The sequence below is a fragment of the Actinoplanes sp. NPDC049265 genome (assembly GCF_043197135.1).
In the GTDB taxonomy this organism is placed as follows: Bacteria; Actinomycetota; Actinomycetes; order Mycobacteriales; family Micromonosporaceae; genus Actinoplanes.
Genome location: NZ_JBICSP010000004.1, coordinates 26,107 through 47,658 on the forward strand (window position 1 = coordinate 26,107; position 21,552 = coordinate 47,658).

Genomic DNA, 21,552 nt, shown 5'->3' on the forward strand with positions numbered 1-21,552 from the left:
GGTAAACAGATGTCCGGCGGGAGGTGCCCGCCAACGGAACGGAGCAAAGTCATGCTGATCCTGGGGCTCATCCTGTTGCTGCTGGGCATCTTCCTGAAGGTGTCGATCCTCTACACGATCGGCATCATCCTGCTGATCGTCGGAGCGATCCTCTGGATCCTGGGCGCGGTCGGCCGCCCGGTCGGTGGCCGAAAAGTCTGGTTCTAGCGGTACGCCGAAAAGGGCACCCGCCCCGCGCGGGTGCCCTTTCGCGTCCCCCGACCGAGACACCTCGCCGCCTGGCGACCAAGCCCGGCACCACGCACGTCCCGCGCAAGACGAGCGCAGGCGACAAGCGGCTATGCGGCCGGCGGGTCGGCGGGCAGAGCGGCGACGTCGAAGTGGCCGCGCAGCCAGGGCAGCAGCTGCTTGTACGCGACAAGCGTCTGCGGCTTGCCGAGATCATGGCTGAGGATCACCGACCCGGGCTTGGTGTCCCGGCGTACCCGGGTGCTCATGTGCCGGACCATCGCCGCGCCGGTGCCGTACCGGCTGCTGGCGTAGCACTGGTCGTCGACGTTCCAGCCCAGCGGGATCATGTTAAGCCGCTTGGCCACGCCGATCACCCGGGGCGTGAAGTTGCCGTACGGCGCCCGGAAGTAGCGGACCGGGGCGCCGGGCGCCGCCTTGCGGATCGCGGCGCTGGTCCGCTCCATGTCCCGCGCGATCCGCGCATCGTCGCCCTTGTAGAGGAACTCGGCGTGGTCCCAGCTGTGGTTGCACAGCGTGTGACCCTCGGCGGCGATCCGGGCGACCAGCTCGGGATAGCGCTTGACCCGGCTACCGACCAGGCAGAACGTGGCGGTGAGACGGTTGGCCCGGAGCAGGTCGAGCAGCTTGGGCGTGATCACCGGGTCGGGGCCGTCGTCGAAGGTCAGCGCGACCGTCGGCGTACCCGTGGCCACCATGCTGCCGTCGAGCCCCGGCTTGGCCGGCGTGCCTTTCACCGGCCGCGACGGGCTGGGCGGCGCCGAGGGGACGGCCGGCGAAGAGCTGGGCGGCGGGGCCGCGGCCGAGGGCGAGACCGACACCGGCGGCGGGGCGGTGACCGGCGCGGCCGCGGGCGGGCCTCCACAGGAGACGAGCACCGGTACGGCGGCCAGCCACAGGATCGATCGATGTATTTTCATGTCGGCGGGCCACGATACCCGCCACGCGCCAACGGCCGGTCACCCCGCGATCCGGCGGCGGAGGGCGGCCTTGGCGAACTTGCCGGTGGCGGTCTTCGGGATCTCGGCCACGAAGCGGAACTCGTCCGGCACCCACCACGACGCCACCCGCCCGGCCAGGTGCGTACGCAGGTCGTCGGCGGTCACCGCACCGCCCGGCGCGAGCACCACGCAGGCCAGCGGACGCTCGCCCCAGCGCTGGTCGGGCACCGCGACGACGGCCGCCTCGGCCACCGCCGGATGGGCCATGATCTCGTTCTCCAGGGTCACCGAGGAGATCCACTCGCCGCCCGACTTCACCAGGTCCTTGGTCCGGTCGACGATCCGCAGGTAGCCGTCCCGGTCGAGGGTGCCGACGTCCCCGGTCCGCAACCATCCGTCCGCGGTGAACGAGGAGCCGGAAGATGACGCCCCGAAGTAGGCGGACGCGACCGTCGGGCCGCTGACCTGGACCTCTCCCGGCGTGACGCCGTCGTGCGCGACCGCTTCGCCGTCCTCGCCGACCAGTCGCACCTCGGTCAGCGGCACCGGCCGCCCGGGCGTGCACAGCACCTCCCGCCGCGCCGAGTCGTCCAGCCCGTCGTGGGTGCGGCCGAGCCGGGCCAGCGTGACCAGCGGGCTGGTCTCGGTCATCCCCCACGAGCTGCTCAACGTGACACCGGCCGTCTCCTGGTAGGACCGGGCCAGCGACTCGGGCAGGGCGCTGCCGCCGCTCACGGTCAGCCGCAGGGCGGACAGGTCGAGGCCGGGCAGCAGCGGTTCCAGGCCGCGCCAGATCGCCGGCACGGCCGCGGTGACCGTGACCCGGTGCCGGGTGAGCTGGCCGGCCAGGTCGGCCGGGGTCATCCGTGGGCCGGGCAGGATCAGGTCGGCGCCGGCCATCGCCGCGGCGTACGGCAGGCCCCAGGCGTTGACGTGGAACATCGGGACGATCGGCAGGATGACGTCGCGTTCGCTGATCGCCATGCCGTCGGCGGACAACACCGTCATCGTGTGCAGCACGATCGACCGGTGGCTGTAGAGCACGCCTTTCGGCCGCCCGGTGGTGCCCGAGGTGTAGCAGAGGCTGGCGGCGTCGGTCTCGGCCACCGTCGCCGGTTCGGCCTCCTCCCCCAGCAGCTCCTCGTAGTCGAGCACCCGCGGGTCGTCGGGGATGGGCTGCTCGCCGCCGTCGTCCATCACGATCACGTGGCGGACTCCGTCGAGCACCGGCCAGACCGTGGGCAGCAGCGAGCGGTCGACGAAGACCACGTCGTCGGAGGCGTCGGCCAGGATGTAGGTCAGCTCGGCGGCGAAGAGCCGGTGGTTGAGCGTGTGCAGCACCCGTCCGGCGCTCGGCACCGCGAGGTAGAGCTCGAGGTGCCGCTGCGAGTTCCAGCCGAAGGTGCCGACCCGGGCGCCGGCCGGCACGTCCAGCCGGTCCAGGGCGCCGGCCAACCGGCGGGCCCGGGTCACGACCTCACCCCAGGTCGCCTCCACCTCACCCGAGGCGGTGGCGGTGACCACGCGCTTGTACGGGAACACGTCGGCCGCCCGCCGCATCAGCATCGCGACGTCGAGCGGCCGGTCCTGCATGAGGCCGAGCATGCCTCAGGCCCCCGGCACGGCGACGCGGATGGCGAGCAGGCGGCCCTCGGTGGCGGCCGTGCGGGCCTCGTCGTGGAAGTCGGGCGCGGCACAGGCGTACAGCGTGCGACCGTCGGCACCGCCCAGGCCGCAGGCGTACACCGGTGTGCCGGGTTTGATCTCGTCGGTGATCGTGCCGCCTTCGACGACCCGGATGAGCCGGCTGCCGGTGGCGTCGGCGATCCAGAAGCCGCCCTCGGCGTCCAGGCAGGCCCCGTCGGGTGCGACCGCGAGCGCCGGCAGCACCTTGTCGAGCGTCCGGTCGGTCGGAAGCGGCCCGAACTCGGCCCACACCCGGTGGTTGACCAGCCGGCCGTCGTCGGTGATGTCGAAGGCGCTGACCCGGTTGCCGAACGTCTCGCCGACCAGCAGCACGTTGTCCGGCGTGATGGCGCTGCCGTTGGGGAACCACAGCCCGTCCGCGACCTCGGTGACAGTGCCGTCCGGGTCGACGCGGTGCAGCGCCGTCGGCTCGATCGGCGCGCCACCCATCAGATCGAAACCGAAGTTGCCGACGTACGCCCGGCCGAGCCCGTCCACGCTCATGTCGTTGGCCAGCCCCGCGGCGTACCCGGCAAGATCGCCGTGCGTGACCAGCGTGCCGTCCCGCTCCCGGCGCAGCACCTTGCGCTCGGTCATCGACACCACCAGCAGCCGCCCGTCCGGCAGCCAGCCCAGCCCCGACGGCTGGCCCGGTACCTCGGCCTCGACCCGCAGGTCGGAGCCGTCCTCGTTGGCCGACGAGACACGGTGGCCATAGAAGTCGGAGAACCAGATCCGTCCCTCGTGCCAGCGCGGCGCCTCCAGGAAGTGCGCCTCCGACACGACGGTGGTGGGCGTGTCACTCATCTCGTACCCCTTCACAGTGAGAGTCCCCCGTCGACCGGGAGGACGACGCCGGTGATGTAGGCCGCCTCGTCCGAGGCCAGGAACGCGACGGCGGCGGCCATCTCCGAGGTCTCGGCGAACCGGCCCATCGGGATGGCCTCGGTGAGTGCGGCGAGCTTGCTGGGCGGGACCGAGGCGATCATCCGGGTACGCGCGTTCGGCGAGATCGCGTTGACGGTGGTGCCGAACCGGGCCAGTTCCTTGGCCGTGGTCTTGGTGAACCCGATGATCCCGGCCTTGGCCATCGCGTAGTTCGACTGCCCCGGATTGCCGCGCAGCCCGGTGTACGAGGTCACGTTGATCACCCGCCCCGAGCCCTGCCGCCGGAAGTGCGGCACGGCCGCGCGGGTGAACCGGAACGTCCCGCCCGCGTGCACCGCCATCACCGACTCATAGTCGCCGTCGGTGAGCTTCCACACCACGCCGTCGCGCAGAATCCCGGCGTTGTTGACCAGCACGTCGATCCGGCCGGTGTCGGCGACCACCCGGTCCACGACCGCGTCGACCTGCGCGCTGTCGGTGACATCGGCGGCCAGCCCGGTCGCCCCGATCTCGGCGGCGGTCTCGGCGACCACGTCGGGCTCGACGTCGACCAGGTAGACGGTGGCGCCGGCGGCCCGGAAGTGCCGGCCGATCGCCTGCCCGACGCCGCGGGCGCCGCCGGTGACCAGCACCGTACGCCCGGAGAAGTCGAATCTGAGGTTGGTCATCTCGCCTCCACCCGGCCGGCCCGGGCCCGTATCCGGTCCACGACCCGCCGCAGTCCGGGCGAGTCGACGGCCACCACCACGGCCAGCAGCGCCGCGTAGAACAGCTGGGTCGAGTAGTCGGGCAGGTAGGTCAGGGTCACGATCTGGGCCAGCAGGGCCACCGCCAGCGCACCGGCGAGCAGGCCGAGGGGCGTACCGCGGCCACCGGCGAGCGACACCCCGCCCAGCAGGGCGGCGACCGCGGCGATGAGCAGCGGCCGCAGGCCGGGATCGGGGTTGGCCGAGGCGAAGCTGAAGCTGAGCAACGCCCCGCCCAGCGCCGCCAGCGTGCCCGAGGTGGTGAACAGCAGCACCAGCCGGCGGTCGACGCGGACCCCGGCGACCCGGCTGGCCCGGCGGTCACCGCCGATGGCGCGCAGCTCGGCCCCGAGCCGGGTGCGGCCGAGCAGGAGCGCGGCCAGCGCGAACGCGGCCAGGGTGATCAGGCTGCGCGGCGAGAAGACACCGGCCACGGTCCGGTCGACCCAGAGGGTGGCGTCCTGGTTCTTGTAGGTCACGCTGAGCCCGCCCGACATCGCGTAGGCCACGCCGAGCAGCGCGATGTACACCGCCAGCGTGACCGGCAGCGACGGGATGCGCAGCCACGCGATCAGTCCGCCCTGGAGGGTGCCGACGGCCGCGCCGGCCAGGACCGCGAGCAGCAGCCCGAGCAGGGCCGAGGACTGCCCGGTCAGCACGGCGATCATGCCGCCGACCGCGTACGTGCCCACCACCGACAGGTCGAACTCGCCGGCGATCATGGTCAGCCCGATGGCCAGGGCCAGCAGACCGATCTGCGCGAAGCCCTGCAACGCGTTGTAGACGTCGAAGGTGGCCAGTGGCACGCCCGTACCCACGGGGGTGAGCAGGAACGCGATCACCACCAGGACCAGCGCGGCCGCCGGGACCAACCGGCCCGGCCGGGTCACCGCCGCCCCCGCAGGTGGACCAGAACCACGACAGCGAGCACGAGAACCCCCTTCGCCAGGATCTGGATCCCGGTCGAGTAGCCACGCAGGAGCAGGACGTCGGCGATCACCGCGATGAGCACCGCGCCGCCGAGGGTGCGCAGGGCCGAGCCCTTGCCGCCGGCGATCGCGGTGCCGCCGAGCAGGACGGCGGCGATCGCGTCAAGGGTCAGGGTGCCGGCCAGGTTGGTGGTCGCGCTGGTGTTGAAGGCGGCCAGGAAGACCCCGGTGACGGCCAGGCACAGGCCGAAGAACGCCCAGGCCAGCGCGATCACCCGGCCCACGGGCAGACCGGCGGCGCGGGCGGCGGCCCGGTTCTCGCCGATCAGGTACATCTGCCGGCCGGGCGCGGTCCGCCGCAGCATCCACTGCGCCAGCACGGCCAGCGCCAGGAGCACGTACACGGCCAGCGGCAGGCCGAGCGGTGTCGCGTTGAGCACCTCGTAGTCGCCGGAGCCGGCGTTCACCGGTGTCCCGCCGCTGAACCAGACCGAGCCGCCGCCGATGGCGAAGCCGGCCGCGATCGTCAGCACGATCGGGTTGGCCTCCCAGTAGCCGACGATCAGCCCCTGCACGACGGTGATCAGCACGCCGGCGAGCAGCCCGAACAGGGTGGCGACGACCAGACCGTGGCTCAGCGTCCAGAGGAAGACCATGGCGACGACGGTGGCCGTCTGGGAGGCCGCCATCGACACGGCCGAACCGGCGATCATCACCAGGGTCGCGCCGATCGCGGTGATCCCGACCAGCGCGGCCGAGGCCAGGATGGCCCGCCCGTTGGCCAGCGTGAGAAAGCGGTCGGTGGTGGCCGCGAGCGGCAGAAGCGCCACGACGAGCACCGCCAGCGCCACGCCCAGGGCGCCGGGCCGGCGTACCGCTCCCGTCATGCCGCTCCCCCGGTCATGTCCCGCATGAGGACCGCGCCATCCGTCCCGCCGTCGTAGGTCTGCACCACCCGCCCGTCGCGCATGGTCAGGATGATGTCGCCCAGCTCCAGCAGTTCCTCCAACTCGGTCGACGCGAAGACGACGACCAGCCCGGCGTCGGCGGCGTCGCGCAGCAGGTGGTGGATGGCCGCGCGGCCGCCGATGTCCACGCCCCGGGTCGGTTCGTCGAGCAGCAGCGCGTGTACGTCGGGCCGGTCCAGCGACCGCCCGACGAACACCTTCTGCTGGTTGCCGCCGCTGAGCGTGAGCACCGGATCGCCGAGCCGGTCGGCCGGCAGCCCGGCGTGCCCGGCCAGGGTTCGGGCGACGCCGGTGAGCGACCGGCGGCCGAGCCGGCCCAGCCGGGTGCCGACCAGGTTCATGGCCACCGAGTTGTCGAGGAACAGCCCTTCGCCCTTGCGGTCGTTGGAGACGTACGAGATGCCGGAGCGGGCGGCGCCGACCGGGTCGCGGAACGGCACCGCCCGGTCCCGCAGGCTGACCCCGCCGGTGGCGCCCGGGTAGAGCCCGGCCAGCGCCCGCAGCACGTCCGACGCGCCGCTGCCGAGCTGACCGGCCAGCGCGTAGACCCGGCCGGCCCGGGCGGTCAGGGTGAACTCGTCGAACCGTCCGGGCACCCGCAGCCGGTCGATCCGCAGGGCGTGGGTGAGGTCCGGGTCGGGCCGCTGCCGGGCCTCCAGCCGGTGCGGCGCCTCGCCCAGCATGTGCACGATCAGCCGGTCGACGGTCAGCTCGGCGGCCGGCGCGGTCACCACCCGCCGGCCGTCGCGCAGCACGGTGACCGTGTCGCACAGGTCGAGCACCTCGGCCAGGCGGTGCGAGACGAAGACGACGGCACAGCCGCGCGCGGCGACGCGGCGTACCGCGGCATGGACCCGTCCGCTCTCGGCCTCGCTCAGCGTCGCCGTCGGCTCGTCCAGGATCACCACCCGGGCCCGCTGGCTGAGCGCCTTGGCGATCTCGACCAGCTGGCGCTCACCGATGGTCAGCGTCGACACCGGCTGGTCCGGGCGCACCCGCTCCAGGCCGAGGTCGTCGAGCACCTCGCGGCACCGGGCCAGGGCGGCCCGGCGCCGCTTGACGAACGGCGCGTCGAGGTCGCCGAGCAGCAGGTTCTCCAGCACGGTGAGCTCGGGTACGACGCTCAGCTCCTGGTCGACCAGGGCGACGCCGAGACGCTGCGCGGCCTGCCGGCTGCCCAGCTCGACCGGCACGCCGTCGAGCAGGATCCGGCCGGCGTCCGGCGCGAGCTGCCCGGACAGCATCTTGACGACGGTGCTCTTGCCCGCGCCGTTGTGCCCGCAGAGGGCGTGGATCTCGCCGGCCCGGGCGGTGAAGGAGACCTCCCGCACCGCCGGGACCCCGGCGAAGCTCCGGGCCAGCGCGTCGATGACGACCAGCGGTTCGCTCATGCCTGGCTGCACTGCTCCTCGAACTTGGCCAGGCTCTCCTTGGTGACCCGGTCCTCCTGGACCAGTTCGCTCGTGGGCGGGTTCTGGCCGCCGAGGTACCGGGTGATGTAGGCGGCGGTCTGCTTCGCGATGGTGATCGGGTCCTCGGTCGCGGTGCCGTACATCTCGCCGCTCTTGATCGCCGCGATGCCCGCCTTGAAGCAGTTGCCGCCGGTGACGACCAGCCCGTCCTTGCCGCCGACCTTGCACCCGGCCTGCTTGGCCGCCTGGACGATGGGCAGGGCCATGTAGTCGGCCATGCCGTACGCGGCCTGGATGCCGTCGCAGCCGTGCTTGGCGAACAGCTGCTGGGCCACCTTGCCGGAGGCGGTCGGGTCCCAGTTGGTGTCCTGGTCCTCGATCACCTGGTATTGCGGGGCGGCGGCCATCGCCTTGCCGAAGCCCTGCATCCGGTCCTGGGTCACGAGCATCGCCTTGGTCCCGGACAGCACGATCACCTTGCCGGAGTCGCGGCCCTGTGCCTTCAGGCCCTCGATGATGTTCTGGGCGGCGTACTCGCCGAGTTTGACGTTGTCGGAGAGCACCGACATCACGTCACCCTCGACCTTGGGGTCGGGCCGGCCGTCGACGATGAGTACGGGTACGCCCGCCTGTTTCGCCTTCTGGATCGGCACCACGGTGGCCGTGGTGTCCCACAGCGCCGCGACGATCAGGGCCGGCTTCTGGCTCACGGCCTGGTTGAAGTTCTGCACCTGGGTGCCGGCGTCCATGCTGGTCAGGTCGTTGATCTTCACGCCCGACGAGGCGAGCTCGGCCTTGAAGGTCTTGTTGTACGCGGCCCCCCACGGGCTGGCGTCGCCGTAGCCGACGAAGGCGATCGTCTTGCCCTGGGTGCCGCCGCCGCTGGTTCCCCCGCCCGACGCGGCGGGTGAGCCGCCACACGCCGACGCCAGCAGGGCTATGCCGAGCACACCGGCTCGTAGTGATCGAGTCCGCATCATCGGCCTCTCCTTCGAGGTCAGGGGCGGTTTTTGATGACTTACTAAGCGCATAGTCACCTGGTAATCTGCGTGTGTCAACCGTCACATCCATGTGACGGCCACGAAATGGGAGATTCGGTTCATGGCCAAGAGACGACAGGCCAGGTTCACCACCGAGGACCTGGAAGGGCTCCCCCAACTGGACGACGAATCCCCCGCCCTCTGGGACGAGTCACGCGGCGAGGTGCCCCGCAAACTGCTCACCTCGGCGGTGCGCTGCTTCGCCTCGAACGGCTTCCACGCCACCACCACCCGCGACATCTCCGGCGCCGTCGGCCTCAGCCCCGCCGCGCTGTACGTGCACTTCCCCTCCAAGGAGGACGTGCTCTTCGAGATCGTCCGGACCGCCCATGACCGGGCCTTGGCATATGTCACCGAGCCCGCCATGACCGGCCTCGACGACCCGGTGCAACATCTGCGGGTGCTGGTCGCGCGGTACACCGAATGGCACGCCCGCTACCACGTGGCCGCCCGGGTCAGCCAGTACGAGCTGGCCGGCCTCTCAGCCGAGCACTACGACGAGATCCTCGAGACCCGGCACCGCACCAACATCGTCTTCCGCACCGCCGTCGAGCACGGCGTCACCAGCGGCGCGTTCGCCGACGTCGACGTCAAACGGGTCGCCCGGGCCATCCTGTCCCTCGGCATCGACCTGATCCGGTGGTACCGCCGCGACGGCGCCGACTCCCCCGAACAACTCGGCGCGTTCACCGCCCAGCTGGCCCTCAAAATGGCCATGACACCCGACCTCGACCTCGCCTCCTGACGCCTCGCCGCGGCGCTCCGGCTTCGATCAGGCGGCCGGGAGGTCGTCTTCCTGCCGCTGGTCGTCCATGGGGGCGGGCTCGGGCGTGGTGCGGGCGATCGCCTTCTCCAGGAGGAACCAGGCCAGAACGCCCAGGGCGGTCAGGGCGGCCATCGCGTACCAGCGGCCCAGAATGCCGAAATCGCCGGATCGGCCCATCTTGTGCAGGACGCCGGCCGTCATGACCGGGAGGCAGGCGACGCCGATGATGATGCGGCGGCGCCAGACGTGGAATCGGCTCATGGCGATGAGTGTGGCAAGGCGAGCAGGAGCGGGTAATCCGGCGGCGGTCGGAGATCTGGCTATGACCAAAGGCATAGGGCCCGGTTCACCCGGTTGCCGCGGCGGCCGGGAGGACGACCGTGAAATGCGCGCCGGGGCCGTTGCCGACCTCGACCCGCCCGTGGTGGCGGGCCGCTATGTCGCGGACGATGGCCAGGCCCAGACCGGTGCCGCCGCTGTCCCGGGCGCGCGCGTCGTCGAGGCGGGTGAACGGCTGGAAGATCCGGTCGCGGTCGGCCGGGTCGATGCCGTCGCCGTCGTCGACGACCTCGGTGACCACGGTGCCGTCGCCGGCCGTCACCCGGACGAGGACGGTGCCGCGGGCATGCCGGGCCGCGTTGTCCAGCAGGTTGCGCAGCAGCCGTTCGAGCTGGAGCCGGTCGCCGGTCACCACCGCCGGAGCCGACGCCGCCGCCAGCGTGAAGGTGACGCGGCCGTCGCCGGCGAGCTGCCGTTCCGCGATCTGCTCCTCCGCGGTCGCGGCCAGGTCGACGGGCTGGCCGGGGCCGGCTCCGGCACCGTCCAGCCGGGCGAGCAGCAGCAGGTCGTCGGTGAGGTCCTGCAGGCGGCGGGCCGAGGTCAGGACGACGTCCAGGACGGCCGGCAGGGCGGCCGGTTCGGTGTGCGCCCGGGCCACCTCGACGGTGCTGCGCAGGCCGGCCAGCGGGCTGCGGAGCTCGTGGGCGGCGTCGGCGACGAAGCGGCGCTGCCGGTCGGCGGCCTGGGCCAGCCGGTCGAGGGTGGCGTTGGTGGTCCGGGCCAGCGCCTCGATCTCGTCGCCGGTCGACGGTACGGGCACCCGGCGGTCCAGGCTGGCCGAGGTGATCGCCCGCAGCTCGCCGCTGATCGCGTCGACCGGCCGCAACGCCCGCCCGGCGGCGAACCAGGCCACCGCCGCCACCACGGCGATCCCGACGGGCAGCGCCACCAGCAGCAGCGGGTCGGCGGCGCGGGTGGCCGCCTCGGCCTCGGCCGGTGACACCAGCAGGTAGTACGAGACCCTGGTCCGGGCCACGGCCGGCACGATGCGCGTCGTGCCGTCGGCCTCGCGCAGGTACGGCGGGGACTGGGTGACCCGGCCGTCGGGGCCGGTCCAGACGTCGGCCCGGACGTAGGTGTCGGTCGTGGAGTGGGGTGTCGGGCCGTTGAGCCCGGACCGGAACCACCGCGTCTCCCGGTAGGGGCCCATCAGGCCGGCGTTGCCGGAGGCGTGCGCCAGGGCCAGGCCGTTCACCTCGGACCGGGCCTGGGCGACGGACGCCTGGAGGCGGTTCGCGTAGAGCTCGTGCCGCAGCCACAGCGCCCCGGCGCCGAAGCAGATCGCGGCCGCGGCCGTCGCGGCGAGGGCCGTACGCAGCCGGATCGGGACGTTCGCCCACCTACTCACGGCCGTCGACCAGGCGGTAGCCGGCGCCGCGGACGGTCTCGATGCTGCGGCGCCCGAACGGCAGGTCGACCCGGCGGCGCAACGCCGACACGTACACCTCGATGATGTTGATGTCGCCGTCGAAGGCCATGTCCCACACCTCCTCGATGATCTCGGTCTTGCCGACCACCTCGCCGGGGCGGCGGGCCAGGCTGACCAGGACGGCGAACTGCTTGGCGGTCAGGGTGATCTCGGTGTTCCCGCGCCGGCAGCGCCGCCGGGCCAGGTCGATGACGAGGTCGCCGACCCGCAGGTGGGCGGGTGCGGGGCCGGGGCGGCGGCGGAGCAGGGCGCGGATGCGGGCCAGCAGGACGACGTACGAGAACGGCTTGGTCAGGTAGTCGTCGGCGCCGGTGTCGAGCGCCTCGGCCTCGTCGTACTCGCCGTCCTTGGCCGTCAGCACGAGCACCGGCTCGGTGCGGCCGGCACGCCGGAGCAGCTCGCACAGCTGGTAGCCGTTGCGGCCGGGCAGCATCAGGTCGAGCACGAACAGCTGGTAGCGGTACAGCTGGGCCATGGTCCAGCCGTCCCGCCCGTCGTGCGCGACGTCGACCGCGTAACCCTCGGCCTCCAGCCCGGTACGCAGCGACGCGGCCAGCTCACGCTCGTCTTCGACCAGCAAGATTCGCACCCGGGCCATGGTGCCAGGCCGCCACCGTCCCGACCTGAAACGATCTTCAGGCGGCTTCAGGGCCGGTTCAGCGCGCGGTGGCCACGGTCGCCGGGTGCAGAAAATCCGGATCGGCCTGCTCGTGGCCGCGCTCTTCACCGCGTACACCGTCATCGCCGTCGCGAAACACCTCAGAGTGCGCACCACCGGCTTCGACCTGGGCATCTTCGAGCAGGCGGTGCGCGGGTACGCGGGCGGGCACGCACCGTTGGCGCCGTTGAAGGGCCCCGGCGTCAACCTGCTCGGCGACCACTTCCACCCGATCCTGGCCCTGCTGGGCCCGATCTATCACGTCTTTCCCAGCCCGTACACGCTGCTGGTCGCGCAGGCCGCCCTGTTCGCGCTGTCCGCGGTGCCGGTGACCCGGCTGGCCGTGCTGCGCCTGGGCACTCGCGGCGGCCTGGCGATCGGCGCCGCGTACGGGCTGTCCTGGGGAATCCAGCAGGCGGCGGGCTTCGACTTCCACGAGGTGTGTTTCGCCGTCCCGCTACTGGCGTTCAGCCTGGAGTGCCTGGTGCACCGGCGGTGGGGCGCGGCGGTGGCCTGGGCGGCGCCGCTGGTGCTGGTCAAAGAGGACCTGCCGCTGACCGTCGCGGCGATCGGCGGCTACCTGATCCTGCGCGGCCGGCGCCGTTTCGGCCTGGCCACGGTGGCCGGCGCGGTCGCCGCGGGGCTGCTCATCGTCGTGGTGGTGGTGCCGGCGTTCAATACGGGGGGTGGGTACGCCTACACGTCGGGCGGCGCGCTGCTGTCCGGGATTCCGCTCAAGCTGCTGACGCTGGCCTTGCTGTTGCTGCCGACCGGCTTCCTGGCCGTGCGCTCCCCCCTCCTGCTGCTGGCGCTGCCCACGCTGGCCTGGAGGTTCTGGGCCGACAACCCGCACTACTGGGGAACGCGCTACCACTACAGCGCGGTGCTGATGCCGATCGTCTTCGTCGCTCTGCTGGACGCCCCGCTCGCGCTCCTGGATCGGTTCCGCCGCCGGCTGCCGTACGCCGCCCTGGCCTTCGCCGTGCTGCTGTCGGCCGTCCTGCCGCTCAACGCCCTGGCCGATCCGGCGACCTGGCGCCGCGACCCGGCCGCCACGGCCGTCCGTCAGGCGCTGCGGCGGATCCCGGACGACGCCCGCGTCGCGGCGAGCAACCGGCTGGCGCCGCAGCTGACCGCGCGGTGCGAGGTCTACCTCTTCCCGTTCTATCCGGACGCCACGGTGCGGCCCGAGTGGGTGGTGGTGTCCGATCCGCCGGACACCGGTCTGAGCCCCGCCGATCGGAGCCGGGCGGCGCTCGCCGCGCTGCCCGGGCTCGGCTACCGGCCGGTGGCCGCGGCCGGCGGTGTCACGCTGTTCACGAACGGCGGTCCCGGGCGTACCGGGCCGGTGTCTGCCCGTAGTGCCGGCGGAAGGCCCGGCTGAAGTGGCTGCTGTCGGCGAACTGCCAGTGCGCCGCGACCGCCGAGACGGACCAGCCGCCGGGAGCGAGGAGCGCGTCGTGCGCGGCTTCGAGACGACGGCGGCGGATGTACGTCGCGACGGGCTCGCCGGTCGCGGCGAACGCACGGTGGAGGGTACGGACGGAGACCGACAGCCGCCGCGCCAGCATGGCCGGTGTCAGCTCCGGTTCGGTCAGCAGCCGGTCGGCCAGGGCGCGGGCGGTCTGCACCAGCGACGCGGTCAGGCGCGGCTCGCGGTCGTCCAGGAACCGCTGTGCCACGCCGCGAACCAGTTCGACCAGCGCGTCGCGGCCGGCGCGGACCCCGGCGTCGCTCAGGTCGGCGAGCCCGGCCCGCATCAGGTCGGCGTGGCCGAGCAGGAGGCGGACCTCGGCCGCGGCGGCTGGCCCGGTCACCCGCGCGCCGGTGGCCAGTGCCCCGGCCGGTAGCCCGATCACCCGGGCCTCGGTGCCGGCGGCGACCTCGTACCCGGTCAGGCCGGTCGACCGGTGCAGCAGGAACTGGCCGGCGGCGACCGGCACCGACTCGCGCGCGTGCCGCAGGACGTAGGAGCCCCGGTGGACCACGTAGAGCCGCAGGTCGGCGGTGTCCGGGAAGGTGGCGTCGACCCGCACCGGGGTGGCCGTGGCGAAGTCGGTGACGACGGCATCGCCGACCCGGTAGGCCCGGCCGCGGACCCGGGCGCCCGCGGTGGCCTCCGCGCGGAAGGCCGGCAGCGCGGATGCCTCGCCGATCTGCGCCGCCCAGCCGGCGCGGAAGGCGTCGACCCCGAGCCGGGCGGTGTCCAGCCGGACCGAGCCGCGCGCCGATGTCATCGCCCCATCGAACACCTGGCACGGAGAGTCGATCAAGTTGGCGCCGTCGTTCCGGACGTCGCCGCGGGCGGTGACCAGGATGATGCCCATGGTTCTGTTCACCTATTCGCACCTGGCCGGGGCGCTCCTGCCCGAGCCGGCCCGGTACCCCTTCGCCGACCGGGTCGCAGCGGTGGCCGCCGCCGGTGGTTCGGCGATCGCCACGACCGTCGACGACCTGCACCGTGCCCTGGCCGATTCGTCTCCGGCGGAGCTGCGGGCGATGCTGGCCGGCCACGATGTGCGGATCGGCGAGCTGGAGGCGATCTTCGGCTGGTTCGCCGGTGACAACGGTCCCGAGGACGACGTTCTCCGGACCGCGGAGATGTTCGGCATCCCCCGCATCAAGACCGTGGTGCTGCCTTTCCCGCCGTTCTCCGTGCCGGAGCCGGACGTGCTGGTGGAACGGTTCGCCCGGCTCTGCGACCGGGCCGCCGCATCGGGTAGCACGGTCGCGCTGGAACCGGTGGTGATCATTCCCGGCTTCGACCACGCCGCCGCTCACGACCTGGTGCGAACGGTCGACCGGCCGGGCGTCGGCCTGGTGCTCGACGCTTGGCAGGTGTTCCGCGATCCGGCCGGCCCGGCCACGGTCGAGGCGCTCGCGGCCGGGCACGTCGCGGCCGTGGAGCTGACCGACGGCCGCGCCTCGGCCGGTACCGACCTGCTCGACGACTGCGTCAACGGGCGGCGGCTGCCCGGCGAGGGCGACTTCGACCTGGCCGGGCTGCTGCGGGCCGTACGCGCGAAGGGCATCGACCCTCCGTTGTCGGCCGAGGTCCTCTCCCCGGCGCTGCGGGCGCTGACCCCGGCCGACAACGCCGAGCGGACGATGGCCGCGATCCGGCCGCTGCTGTCCTGACCCGCCCATTGACATCGATGAGCGGGACGCCGAGGCCCCGAAGCGGATGGGAACGCTCTTACCAGTGCTCCGATGAAGGGCTCAGCTCGGCACCGCGGCTTTCCTGACACCTCTTTGACGCAGCCTTCACCTATACGTATATGTGTGCGTATAGTCGAGGCATGCCTGAGGACTTCACTGAGATCAGCGTCCGCGTCGGCCCCGGCCAAGGCCGCGAGCACCGGTTCCAGGGCCGGCTCGTGGCCGAGCTGGAGCAGACCGGCGAACGCCGCGAGACCTACCGCGTCTACCGCACCCCGTCCGGCCGGTTCGTCGTCCACCACCAGCGGTCCAAGGCCCACATCAACACCGGGCCGAACGCCGCGAAGTGGAGCACCGGCTGGCGCGCCTGGATCGGCGACTGGAGTGCCCGGCAGTCCTGGACCCGGCTCCCCGCGGACGCGAACGTGCAGGTCGCCGAGGATCTCGGCGACCTGCGTACGCTCATCCCGCTACGGCTGCACGACCTGGTGGCCGACGCCGTCTATCAGCCGGTGGTGAATCACCTCGACGTGTGAGGTCAGCGGTGGGCCCGCAGCCAGCCGCGGATCTCGTCGACCACCTGCCGGTCGGGCTGGCCGAACTCGGGGGTGAACTTCGGGGTGATGTTCATGGTGTGCGCCATGCCCGGGTAGATGACCAGCTTGTGGTCCCGGTTGCCGGCCGCGGCCACGGCGGCGTCGGCGGCGATCGCGGCGCGGGCCGGGGTCTGCACGTCGTTCTCGCCGTTGAGCAGCAGGGTCGGGCCGGTGAACTTCGGCAGCGCCTGGGTCACGGTCGGGAAGCGGCCGAGGTCGGTGGCGTACCGGACGACGTATTCGTCCAGGCCGGGAACGTTCGGGTAGTCGTCGATGTGGGTGGCCTCGCGCAGCACCGCGCCGGCCTCGGCGTCGATGGCGATCCGGCCGTCGTGGTTCCGGTCGGTCGCCGGCCGCACCTTCCGGCCGTCCAGCAGGACGCCGCGGAACTGATCCGCCACCGGCTTGGGCTGGCCGACCAGGCCGTCGGTGGCCTCGGTCGCGGTCAGCTCGCCGTCACCGTCCACATCGAACTCGTCGTGCATCTGCACCAGCAGCCGGCCGTAGATCTGGAAGGTCAGCAGGTCCTTGATGGGCTTGCCGACGACGCCCATCTCGACCACGCCGGCCGGCTTCGGGATGCCGAACCGCTTCGGGTCGGCGGCGAGGTTGGCGGCCACGTTGGTGCCCTCGCTGTGGCCGAGCAGGAAGATCTTCGACGGGTCGACCTTGGCCGACCGGGTGGCGAACCGCACCACCGAGGCGGCGTCGAGCTGGATCTGTTCGTACGGGCGCTCCGGCGTCAGCTGCGCCGGATCGGTGCTCTCGACCGGCCCGATGCCCGTCACGCCACGCTTGTTGAACCGCAGCGTCGCGAAGCCCTCCCGGCTCGCGGCCTGCGCCAGCGGCACGAACGTCGAGCCCTTGCCGTCCGGCAGCGTCTGGTTCATGTCGTTGCGCCCGCTGCCGTGCAGGAAGACGACCAGCGGCAGGCGCCCCCGGGCGGCGCTCGGGTAGGTGAGCTCGGCGTCGGTGACCCAGCCCCGGCCGAAGTCGATGCGCACCGGCTCGCGGGTGACGCCGGCCCAGCCCGACCGCTGGGCGGCCGAAGTGGTCGTGGCGGCGGTGCTCGGCGTGACGTCAGCGTTGGCGACTCCGACGCCCGCGGCGAGGATGGCGGCGACGGTGAGGCCGATCGTCAGTTTGCGGTAGTCCTTCGTCTTGGTCATACCCCGACGCTAGGTTCGGTAGTGGCCAAGATCCATCCCGGCCACTACCCACCTCACGGTATGGCTAGCACCACCCGCGTCACGCGCCGGGCAGCTCCAGCGAGCCGGCGAACCGCAGGCTGTCGACGTCGACGCCGGCCTCCTTCAGCACCCGGTCGCGGCTGGCCTCGGCCTGCCGCACCAGCTCGGCCCGGTCCACGCCGAGCACCTCGCCGGCCCACTTGCGCGGCACCCCGTCGACGACGACCGCGGTGACGTCCCGCGACTCGGCGTAGGCGGCGACAGCGCCCAGGTGCGACGCGATCGGCCGCAACCGGTCCAGCGCGAAGATGGTCAGGTCGGCCTGGGCGCCGGGGGTGATCACGCCGATCCGGCCGGACAGACCGGCCGCCCGCGCCCCGCCGACCGTCGCCGCGCGCAGGGCGTCGCGCACCCCGTACGGCCGCGGCGCGTCGGTCGCCCCGGCCTGGAGCGCGGCGTACGCCTGACCGCGCTGCACGCCCAGCAGGGTGCGCAGCTCGCCGAAGATGTCGCTGCCGTACTCGAACTCGTTGTCGGTGCTGATCGCCTCCTGGACGCCGAACCGGTTGGCGGCCAGGATCGGGCTGGCCGCGGCCAGCCCGTAGTGCGGGTCCGAGCGTGGCGCCAGCGCGATCGCGGCGCCGCTGTCGGCGATGGCCTTCCAGTGCGCGTCCGACAGGCCGATCACGTGGTCGAGGGTGACCTGCGGGTTGAGCAGTTCCGGGGTCAGCGCCGAGTCCAGGTCACCGAAGCCGGCCAGGGTCTCGGCGACCAGGCCGATGCCGTTCTCGGCGGTGAAGCGCAGCCCGGCCTCGGTCGGGGCGAGCTCCATCAGCCGTACGCTGATCCGCTCGTCGGAGGCGACGTGGTCACGCAGCCCGAGCACGGCCTGGTACACGTGGCCGTCGGGCTGACCCATGCCCACCCCGGCGGCGACGACCGCCCGCAGCCCGGCCTCCTGGAGCGCGCCCACCGCGGCCTGACCGTGCTCGAGGCTGCGGACGTTGTGGTTGTTGTCCACAATGGTCGTCACGCCCTGTTCGAGGGCCCGGACCGCGCTGACCTTCTCGCCGATGGCCACGTCGTCCGGCGTCATGAGCGGCGCCAGGACGGTGTGGGTGAGGGTGAGATAGGCCATGATGTCGGTGTCGGGCGAGACGCCGCGCAGCGCGCCCTCCCACGCGTGCAGGTGACCGTCGACCAGCCCGGGTGTGATCACCGTCCCGGTGGCGTCGATGACCAGCGCGTCGGCGGGAGCCGTGGCGGCCGCGTCCGGGCCGGCCGCGCTGATCGTCGTACCCGTGACGACGACGTCGCCGACGAAGTCACCGGCGTCCGCGTCCATCGTGATCACGCTGGCGCCCCGGAACACGACGGTCCGGCCCGGCGTCCACGCGGCGGGCACGTTCCGGTCGAAGATCTCCACTTCGTTCCTCCTGCTTCGTTGTTGCGTCAACCTTGTCCGGGGGCCAGGACATCCGTCATCCCCTCATTTGGGGGGACACGGAGCGGTCACCACTCGACGACGTCCGCACTCTCGTGCAGCCGCTCCTGGTGGTGGTCGGCGAAGAGCTTGGCCACGAGCTCGCCCCGGCCGGCCACGCCGACCTTGGCGAAGACGGCCTTGAGGTATTCACGGACGGTGTGCGGTGACAGGAACAGCTCGGCGGCGATCTCCGGGCTGGTCAGTCCGCGCGCCACAGCCCGGGTGACCTGCTGCTCGCGGGGCGTGAGGGCGTAGGCCCGTACGATGATCGGCGCGATCTGCTCGGATCGCGCCGGCTCCACGGTGACCGCGGTCGGGCCGGGCGCACCGTCCGCGCCGTGCAGGCGCGACGCGTTGAGCACGAGCCACCGGCCACTGGCCGCGCGCAGCCGGGTCGCGGCCGGGCCCTGGTCGAGGCCCTGCCCGACGGCGGTGGCCCGGGCCACGACCGCGTGCACCGGCGTCATCGTGGCCGGGAAGTCACGCCAGTCCGGCCCGCCGATCTCCTCGAACAGCTCCTCGGCGGCCCGGTCGAGGGAGAGCAGGGCACCCCGGCGGTCGAACAGGGCGGTGCCGGGGCGGCCGGCGCCGGCCGTACCCCGCGCCTCGGCCGCGAACGCCCGCAGCCGGTCGGCCACCAGCGGCGCGATCCGCTGGACGTGCCCGCACTCCCGTTTGGTGAACGGGGTCCGCGAGCGGTGCCGGTAGAGGTCGAGCACGCCCCAGGTGGTGCCGCCGAGCCGGAACGCGGCCCGCAGCTCGTCGCCGTAGCCCTGCGGCGCCAGGTATTCCCGGTAGCGGGCGCTGCCGGTCGGGCGGTTGCCGGTCGCGTCGTACAGCGTGCCGACGCCCTGGGCGCTGCGGGCCACGTCCCGGAACAGCAGCGCGTCCTCGACCAGGCACTCCCGCTCCCAGTAGCTTTCGCAGTAGCCCGGCCCGATGTTCTCGACCCGGACGGCGCTGGTGCCGAGCAGGGTGGCCGGGTCGGTGGCGAACCAGGCGGCGCCGTCGAACGGGACCAGTGTGCGCAGCCGGCGCGCGACCTCGTCGAACAGTGCCAGCTCGGAGCCGGCGTCGTGACAGGCGCGGGCCAGCTCGTCGATTCGGCGCTCGCGGGTCACGCTCGGCATGGCTGGTCCTCTCCGGCGGGCGGTTCGGCACGTATCGTGCCGGACGGAAGCACGTTGCGGCGGTCGGGAGGTTGGTCATGGAGGCGGTCAGCAGGCCGGCCGGCACGCGGCGCCGGGGAGCCGCCCTGGAGGAGGTTATCCTCGAGGCCGCCTGGGCCGAGCTCAACGAGGCGGGGTATGCACGGACGACCGTCGCCAGCGTGGCCGCCCGGGCACAGACCGGCAAGCAGGTCCTCTATCGCCGCTGGCGCAACCGGGCGCGGCTGGCGGTCGCGGCTGTCAATCATCACGTCGGCCCGCCGATCTCCGAGCCCGCCGACACCGGTTCCCTGCGCGGCGACGTCCTGGCCCTGCTGGCGGCGGGGGCCCGGCGGGTCGAGGCGGTCGACGCCGGCATCCTTCAGGGCATCCTGTCCGAGCTGGTGGACGAGGACAACGTGTTCGCCGCGACAATGCCGCGGATGGTGGCCGACCTGCTCGACCGGGCGGTGGCCCGCGGGGAACTGTCGTACGCGCGGGTCCCGGCCCGGGTGCTGTCGCTGCCGATGGATCTCGCCCGCCAGGAGTTCATCCGGAACCTGAACCGGAATCTGGACCATGCGTTCGCCGAGATCATCGATCAGGTGTTCCTGCCCCTCGTGCGTTCTTACTCACAGGCCCACTAAGAGACTTGTGTCTCTTAATGAGATGCTTCTACTCTCTCTAAGAGACAGTTGTTCCTTATCGAGAGGAGAGCCGCCGATGACCACGTTCCCCATCGCGCGGACCTGCCCGTTCGCGCCGCCGGCGGAGTACCGGGAGCTGCGCGAGTCCGCCGCGGTCGTGCCGGTGCGGGTGCCCAACGGCGCCCCCACCTGGGCCGTGACCCGGCTGGAAGAGGCGCGAAAGGTGCTGTCCGACCCGCGGTTCAGCCACGACTCCAGCCGGACCGGCTTCCCGACCGTCCACCAGATCCCGGCCGGCGCACCCGGCGAGCCGACCCCCGAGGGCCAGTTCCAGAGCATGGACGGCGCCGAGCACCAGCGCTACCGGCGCCTGGTCCAGGGCCAGTTCACCGTGCCCAAGGTGCGCACGCTCCGGCCGGCCATCCAGGCCATCGTCGACCAGGCGATCGACGACATGCTGGAGCGAGGCGCCCCGGCCGACCTGGTCGAGGACCTCGGCCTGCCGGTGCCGTCGCTGGTGATCTGCCGTCTGCTCGGCGTGCCCTACGAGGACCGGGAGTTCTTCCAGTCCCGTACCCACACGATGGCCGTGGTGACCGACGACCCGAGCCAGGCCCGGGCGGCCATGGCCGAACTGCACGAGTACCTGCGCGGCCTGGTCGACCGGAACTCCGGCACCCCCGGTGACGGGCTGATCGGCCGGCTGGCCGCCGACCACCTGCCGACCGGTGAGCTGACCCGTGAGTCGCTGACCACGATCGCCATCATGCTGCTGGTGGCCGGGCACGAGACCACCGGCAACATGATCCCGCTGGGCATGCTGGCGCTGATGCGCGACCCCGAGCAGTACGCGCGGCTGCGGGCCGACCCGGACCTGATCCCCGGCGCCGTCGAGGAGCTCCTGCGCTACCTGTCGATCGTCGACTGGGTCGCCTTCGACCGCCAGGCCACCGAGGACCTCGAGCTCGGAGGGCGGCAACTGCGGGCCGGTGACGGCGTGTGGATCCTCGGCGCCTCGGCCAACCGGGACGAACGCGCCTTCGACCGCCCCGACGAACTCGACGTCGAGCGCGGCGCCCGCAACCACATCGCCTTCGGTTACGGCATCCACCAGTGCCTCGGGCAGAACCTGGCCCGGGCCGAGCTGGAGATCACCTACCGGACGCTGATGACCCGCGTTCCCACCCTGCGGCTGGCCGTCCCGTACGAGGATCTGCCGTTCAAGTACGACGCGGCGATCTTCGGCCTGCGCCGGTTGCCGGTGGCGTGGTGACC

At 72.6% G+C, this 21,552-nt stretch carries 22 protein-coding genes; 7 read left to right on the forward strand and 15 right to left on the reverse strand.

Annotated elements, in window-relative coordinates:
• The first annotated feature begins 51 nt into the window (after window positions 1-51).
• A complete protein-coding gene (locus ACGFIO_RS12250; protein ID WP_392825538.1) occupies window positions 52-207 on the forward strand; it encodes a hypothetical protein in 156 nt (51 codons plus the stop codon).
• Window positions 208-338: 131 nt separating this feature from the next.
• On the opposite strand, the gene ACGFIO_RS12255 is transcribed toward ACGFIO_RS12250, so the two are convergent.
• Genes ACGFIO_RS12255 through ACGFIO_RS12290 form a run of 8 tightly spaced genes read right to left on the reverse strand, consistent with a single transcriptional unit; the run spans window position 339 to window position 8,799 of the window.
• A complete protein-coding gene (locus tag ACGFIO_RS12255) occupies window positions 339-1,169 on the reverse strand; it encodes a polysaccharide deacetylase family protein (RefSeq protein WP_392825541.1) in 831 nt (276 codons plus the stop codon).
• A 39-nt stretch (window positions 1,170-1,208) separates the two neighbouring features.
• Entirely contained in the window at window positions 1,209-2,783 is a 1,575-nt protein-coding gene (locus ACGFIO_RS12260; protein WP_392825543.1) for a long-chain fatty acid--CoA ligase, read from the reverse strand.
• Window positions 2,784-2,798: 15 nt separating this feature from the next.
• Window positions 2,799-3,683: an SMP-30/gluconolactonase/LRE family protein gene (locus ACGFIO_RS12265; protein ID WP_392825545.1), complete on the reverse strand. Its 885-nt coding sequence runs from the start codon at window positions 3,681-3,683 to the stop codon at window positions 2,799-2,801.
• Window positions 3,684-3,694: 11 nt separating this feature from the next.
• Window positions 3,695-4,432 carry an SDR family NAD(P)-dependent oxidoreductase gene (locus ACGFIO_RS12270; RefSeq protein WP_392825547.1) on the reverse strand — a complete coding sequence of 246 codons (738 nt, stop codon included), beginning with the start codon at window positions 4,430-4,432 and terminating at the stop codon, window positions 3,695-3,697.
• Window positions 4,429-5,400: an ABC transporter permease gene (locus ACGFIO_RS12275; RefSeq protein WP_392825549.1), complete on the reverse strand. Its 972-nt coding sequence runs from the start codon at window positions 5,398-5,400 to the stop codon at window positions 4,429-4,431. Before ACGFIO_RS12275 ends, ACGFIO_RS12270 begins: the two co-directional genes overlap by 4 nt.
• Window positions 5,397-6,326 (reverse strand): ABC transporter permease, encoded by a 930-nt coding sequence (locus tag ACGFIO_RS12280; protein WP_392825551.1) that lies wholly within the window; start codon window positions 6,324-6,326, stop codon window positions 5,397-5,399. The genes ACGFIO_RS12275 and ACGFIO_RS12280 overlap by 4 nt, the downstream gene beginning before the upstream one ends.
• Window positions 6,323-7,798 (reverse strand): sugar ABC transporter ATP-binding protein, encoded by a 1,476-nt coding sequence (locus tag ACGFIO_RS12285; RefSeq protein ID WP_392825554.1) that lies wholly within the window; start codon window positions 7,796-7,798, stop codon window positions 6,323-6,325. The genes ACGFIO_RS12280 and ACGFIO_RS12285 overlap by 4 nt, the downstream gene beginning before the upstream one ends.
• Complete coding sequence (locus ACGFIO_RS12290; RefSeq protein WP_392825556.1) at window positions 7,795-8,799, reverse strand: sugar ABC transporter substrate-binding protein; 1,005 nt, start codon at window positions 8,797-8,799, stop codon at window positions 7,795-7,797. The genes ACGFIO_RS12285 and ACGFIO_RS12290 overlap by 4 nt, the downstream gene beginning before the upstream one ends.
• A gap of 121 nt (window positions 8,800-8,920) precedes the next feature.
• Here ACGFIO_RS12290 and ACGFIO_RS12295 point away from each other — a divergent pair, with 121 nt between their 5' ends.
• Window positions 8,921-9,604, forward strand: a complete 684-nt coding sequence (locus tag ACGFIO_RS12295) for a TetR/AcrR family transcriptional regulator (protein ID WP_392825558.1) — start codon at window positions 8,921-8,923, stop codon at window positions 9,602-9,604.
• 27 nt (window positions 9,605-9,631) lie between these two features.
• On the opposite strand, the gene ACGFIO_RS12300 is transcribed toward ACGFIO_RS12295, so the two are convergent.
• The 3 genes from ACGFIO_RS12300 to ACGFIO_RS12310 all read right to left on the reverse strand — a co-directional run bounded on the left by ACGFIO_RS12300 (window position 9,632) and on the right by ACGFIO_RS12310 (window position 11,982).
• A complete protein-coding gene (locus tag ACGFIO_RS12300; RefSeq protein WP_392825560.1) occupies window positions 9,632-9,886 on the reverse strand; it encodes a hypothetical protein in 255 nt (84 codons plus the stop codon).
• Between the two features lie 85 nt (window positions 9,887-9,971).
• Window positions 9,972-11,312, reverse strand: coding sequence for a sensor histidine kinase (locus tag ACGFIO_RS12305; RefSeq protein ID WP_392825562.1), 1,341 nt, complete (start codon window positions 11,310-11,312; stop codon window positions 9,972-9,974).
• The gene (locus ACGFIO_RS12310) at window positions 11,305-11,982 is read right to left on the reverse strand and encodes a response regulator (protein ID WP_392825565.1); all 678 of its coding nucleotides are present in this window, start codon (window positions 11,980-11,982) and stop codon (window positions 11,305-11,307) included. Before ACGFIO_RS12310 ends, ACGFIO_RS12305 begins: the two co-directional genes overlap by 8 nt.
• Before the next feature lie 94 nt (window positions 11,983-12,076).
• On the opposite strand from ACGFIO_RS12310, the gene ACGFIO_RS12315 reads away from it, so the two are divergent.
• Window positions 12,077-13,435 carry a DUF2079 domain-containing protein gene (locus tag ACGFIO_RS12315; RefSeq protein WP_392825567.1) on the forward strand — a complete coding sequence of 453 codons (1,359 nt, stop codon included), beginning with the start codon at window positions 12,077-12,079 and terminating at the stop codon, window positions 13,433-13,435.
• Here the strand turns inward: ACGFIO_RS12315 and ACGFIO_RS12320 are convergent.
• Window positions 13,368-14,390 carry a helix-turn-helix domain-containing protein gene (locus tag ACGFIO_RS12320; protein WP_392825569.1) on the reverse strand — a complete coding sequence of 341 codons (1,023 nt, stop codon included), beginning with the start codon at window positions 14,388-14,390 and terminating at the stop codon, window positions 13,368-13,370. The two genes, ACGFIO_RS12315 and ACGFIO_RS12320, sit on opposite strands and share 68 nt — an antisense overlap.
• On the opposite strand from ACGFIO_RS12320, the gene ACGFIO_RS12325 reads away from it, so the two are divergent.
• A complete protein-coding gene (locus tag ACGFIO_RS12325) occupies window positions 14,377-15,189 on the forward strand; it encodes a sugar phosphate isomerase/epimerase family protein (protein WP_392825570.1) in 813 nt (270 codons plus the stop codon). The genes ACGFIO_RS12320 and ACGFIO_RS12325 overlap by 14 nt on opposite strands.
• Before the next feature lie 161 nt (window positions 15,190-15,350).
• Window positions 15,351-15,746 carry an EXLDI protein gene (locus ACGFIO_RS12330; protein WP_392825573.1) on the forward strand — a complete coding sequence of 132 codons (396 nt, stop codon included), beginning with the start codon at window positions 15,351-15,353 and terminating at the stop codon, window positions 15,744-15,746.
• A 2-nt stretch (window positions 15,747-15,748) separates the two neighbouring features.
• Here the strand turns inward: ACGFIO_RS12330 and ACGFIO_RS12335 are convergent, their stop codons facing one another.
• The 3 genes from ACGFIO_RS12335 to ACGFIO_RS12345 all read right to left on the reverse strand — a co-directional run bounded on the left by ACGFIO_RS12335 (window position 15,749) and on the right by ACGFIO_RS12345 (window position 19,612).
• Window positions 15,749-16,975, reverse strand: a complete 1,227-nt coding sequence (locus ACGFIO_RS12335; RefSeq protein WP_392825576.1) for an alpha/beta fold hydrolase — start codon at window positions 16,973-16,975, stop codon at window positions 15,749-15,751.
• A 79-nt stretch (window positions 16,976-17,054) separates the two neighbouring features.
• On the reverse strand, window positions 17,055-18,422 hold the full coding sequence (locus ACGFIO_RS12340) for an amidohydrolase family protein (protein ID WP_392825578.1): 1,368 nt from the start codon (window positions 18,420-18,422) through the stop codon (window positions 17,055-17,057).
• 86 nt (window positions 18,423-18,508) lie between these two features.
• Window positions 18,509-19,612, reverse strand: coding sequence for a LuxR C-terminal-related transcriptional regulator (locus tag ACGFIO_RS12345; protein WP_392825580.1), 1,104 nt, complete (start codon window positions 19,610-19,612; stop codon window positions 18,509-18,511).
• A 77-nt stretch (window positions 19,613-19,689) separates the two neighbouring features.
• Here ACGFIO_RS12345 and ACGFIO_RS12350 point away from each other — a divergent pair, with 77 nt between their 5' ends.
• Window positions 19,690-20,277, forward strand: a complete 588-nt coding sequence (locus tag ACGFIO_RS12350) for a TetR/AcrR family transcriptional regulator (RefSeq protein ID WP_392825582.1) — start codon at window positions 19,690-19,692, stop codon at window positions 20,275-20,277.
• 76 nt (window positions 20,278-20,353) lie between these two features.
• Window positions 20,354-21,550 carry a cytochrome P450 gene (locus ACGFIO_RS12355; protein WP_392825584.1) on the forward strand — a complete coding sequence of 399 codons (1,197 nt, stop codon included), beginning with the start codon at window positions 20,354-20,356 and terminating at the stop codon, window positions 21,548-21,550.
• The last annotated feature ends 2 nt before the right edge of the window (window positions 21,551-21,552 follow it).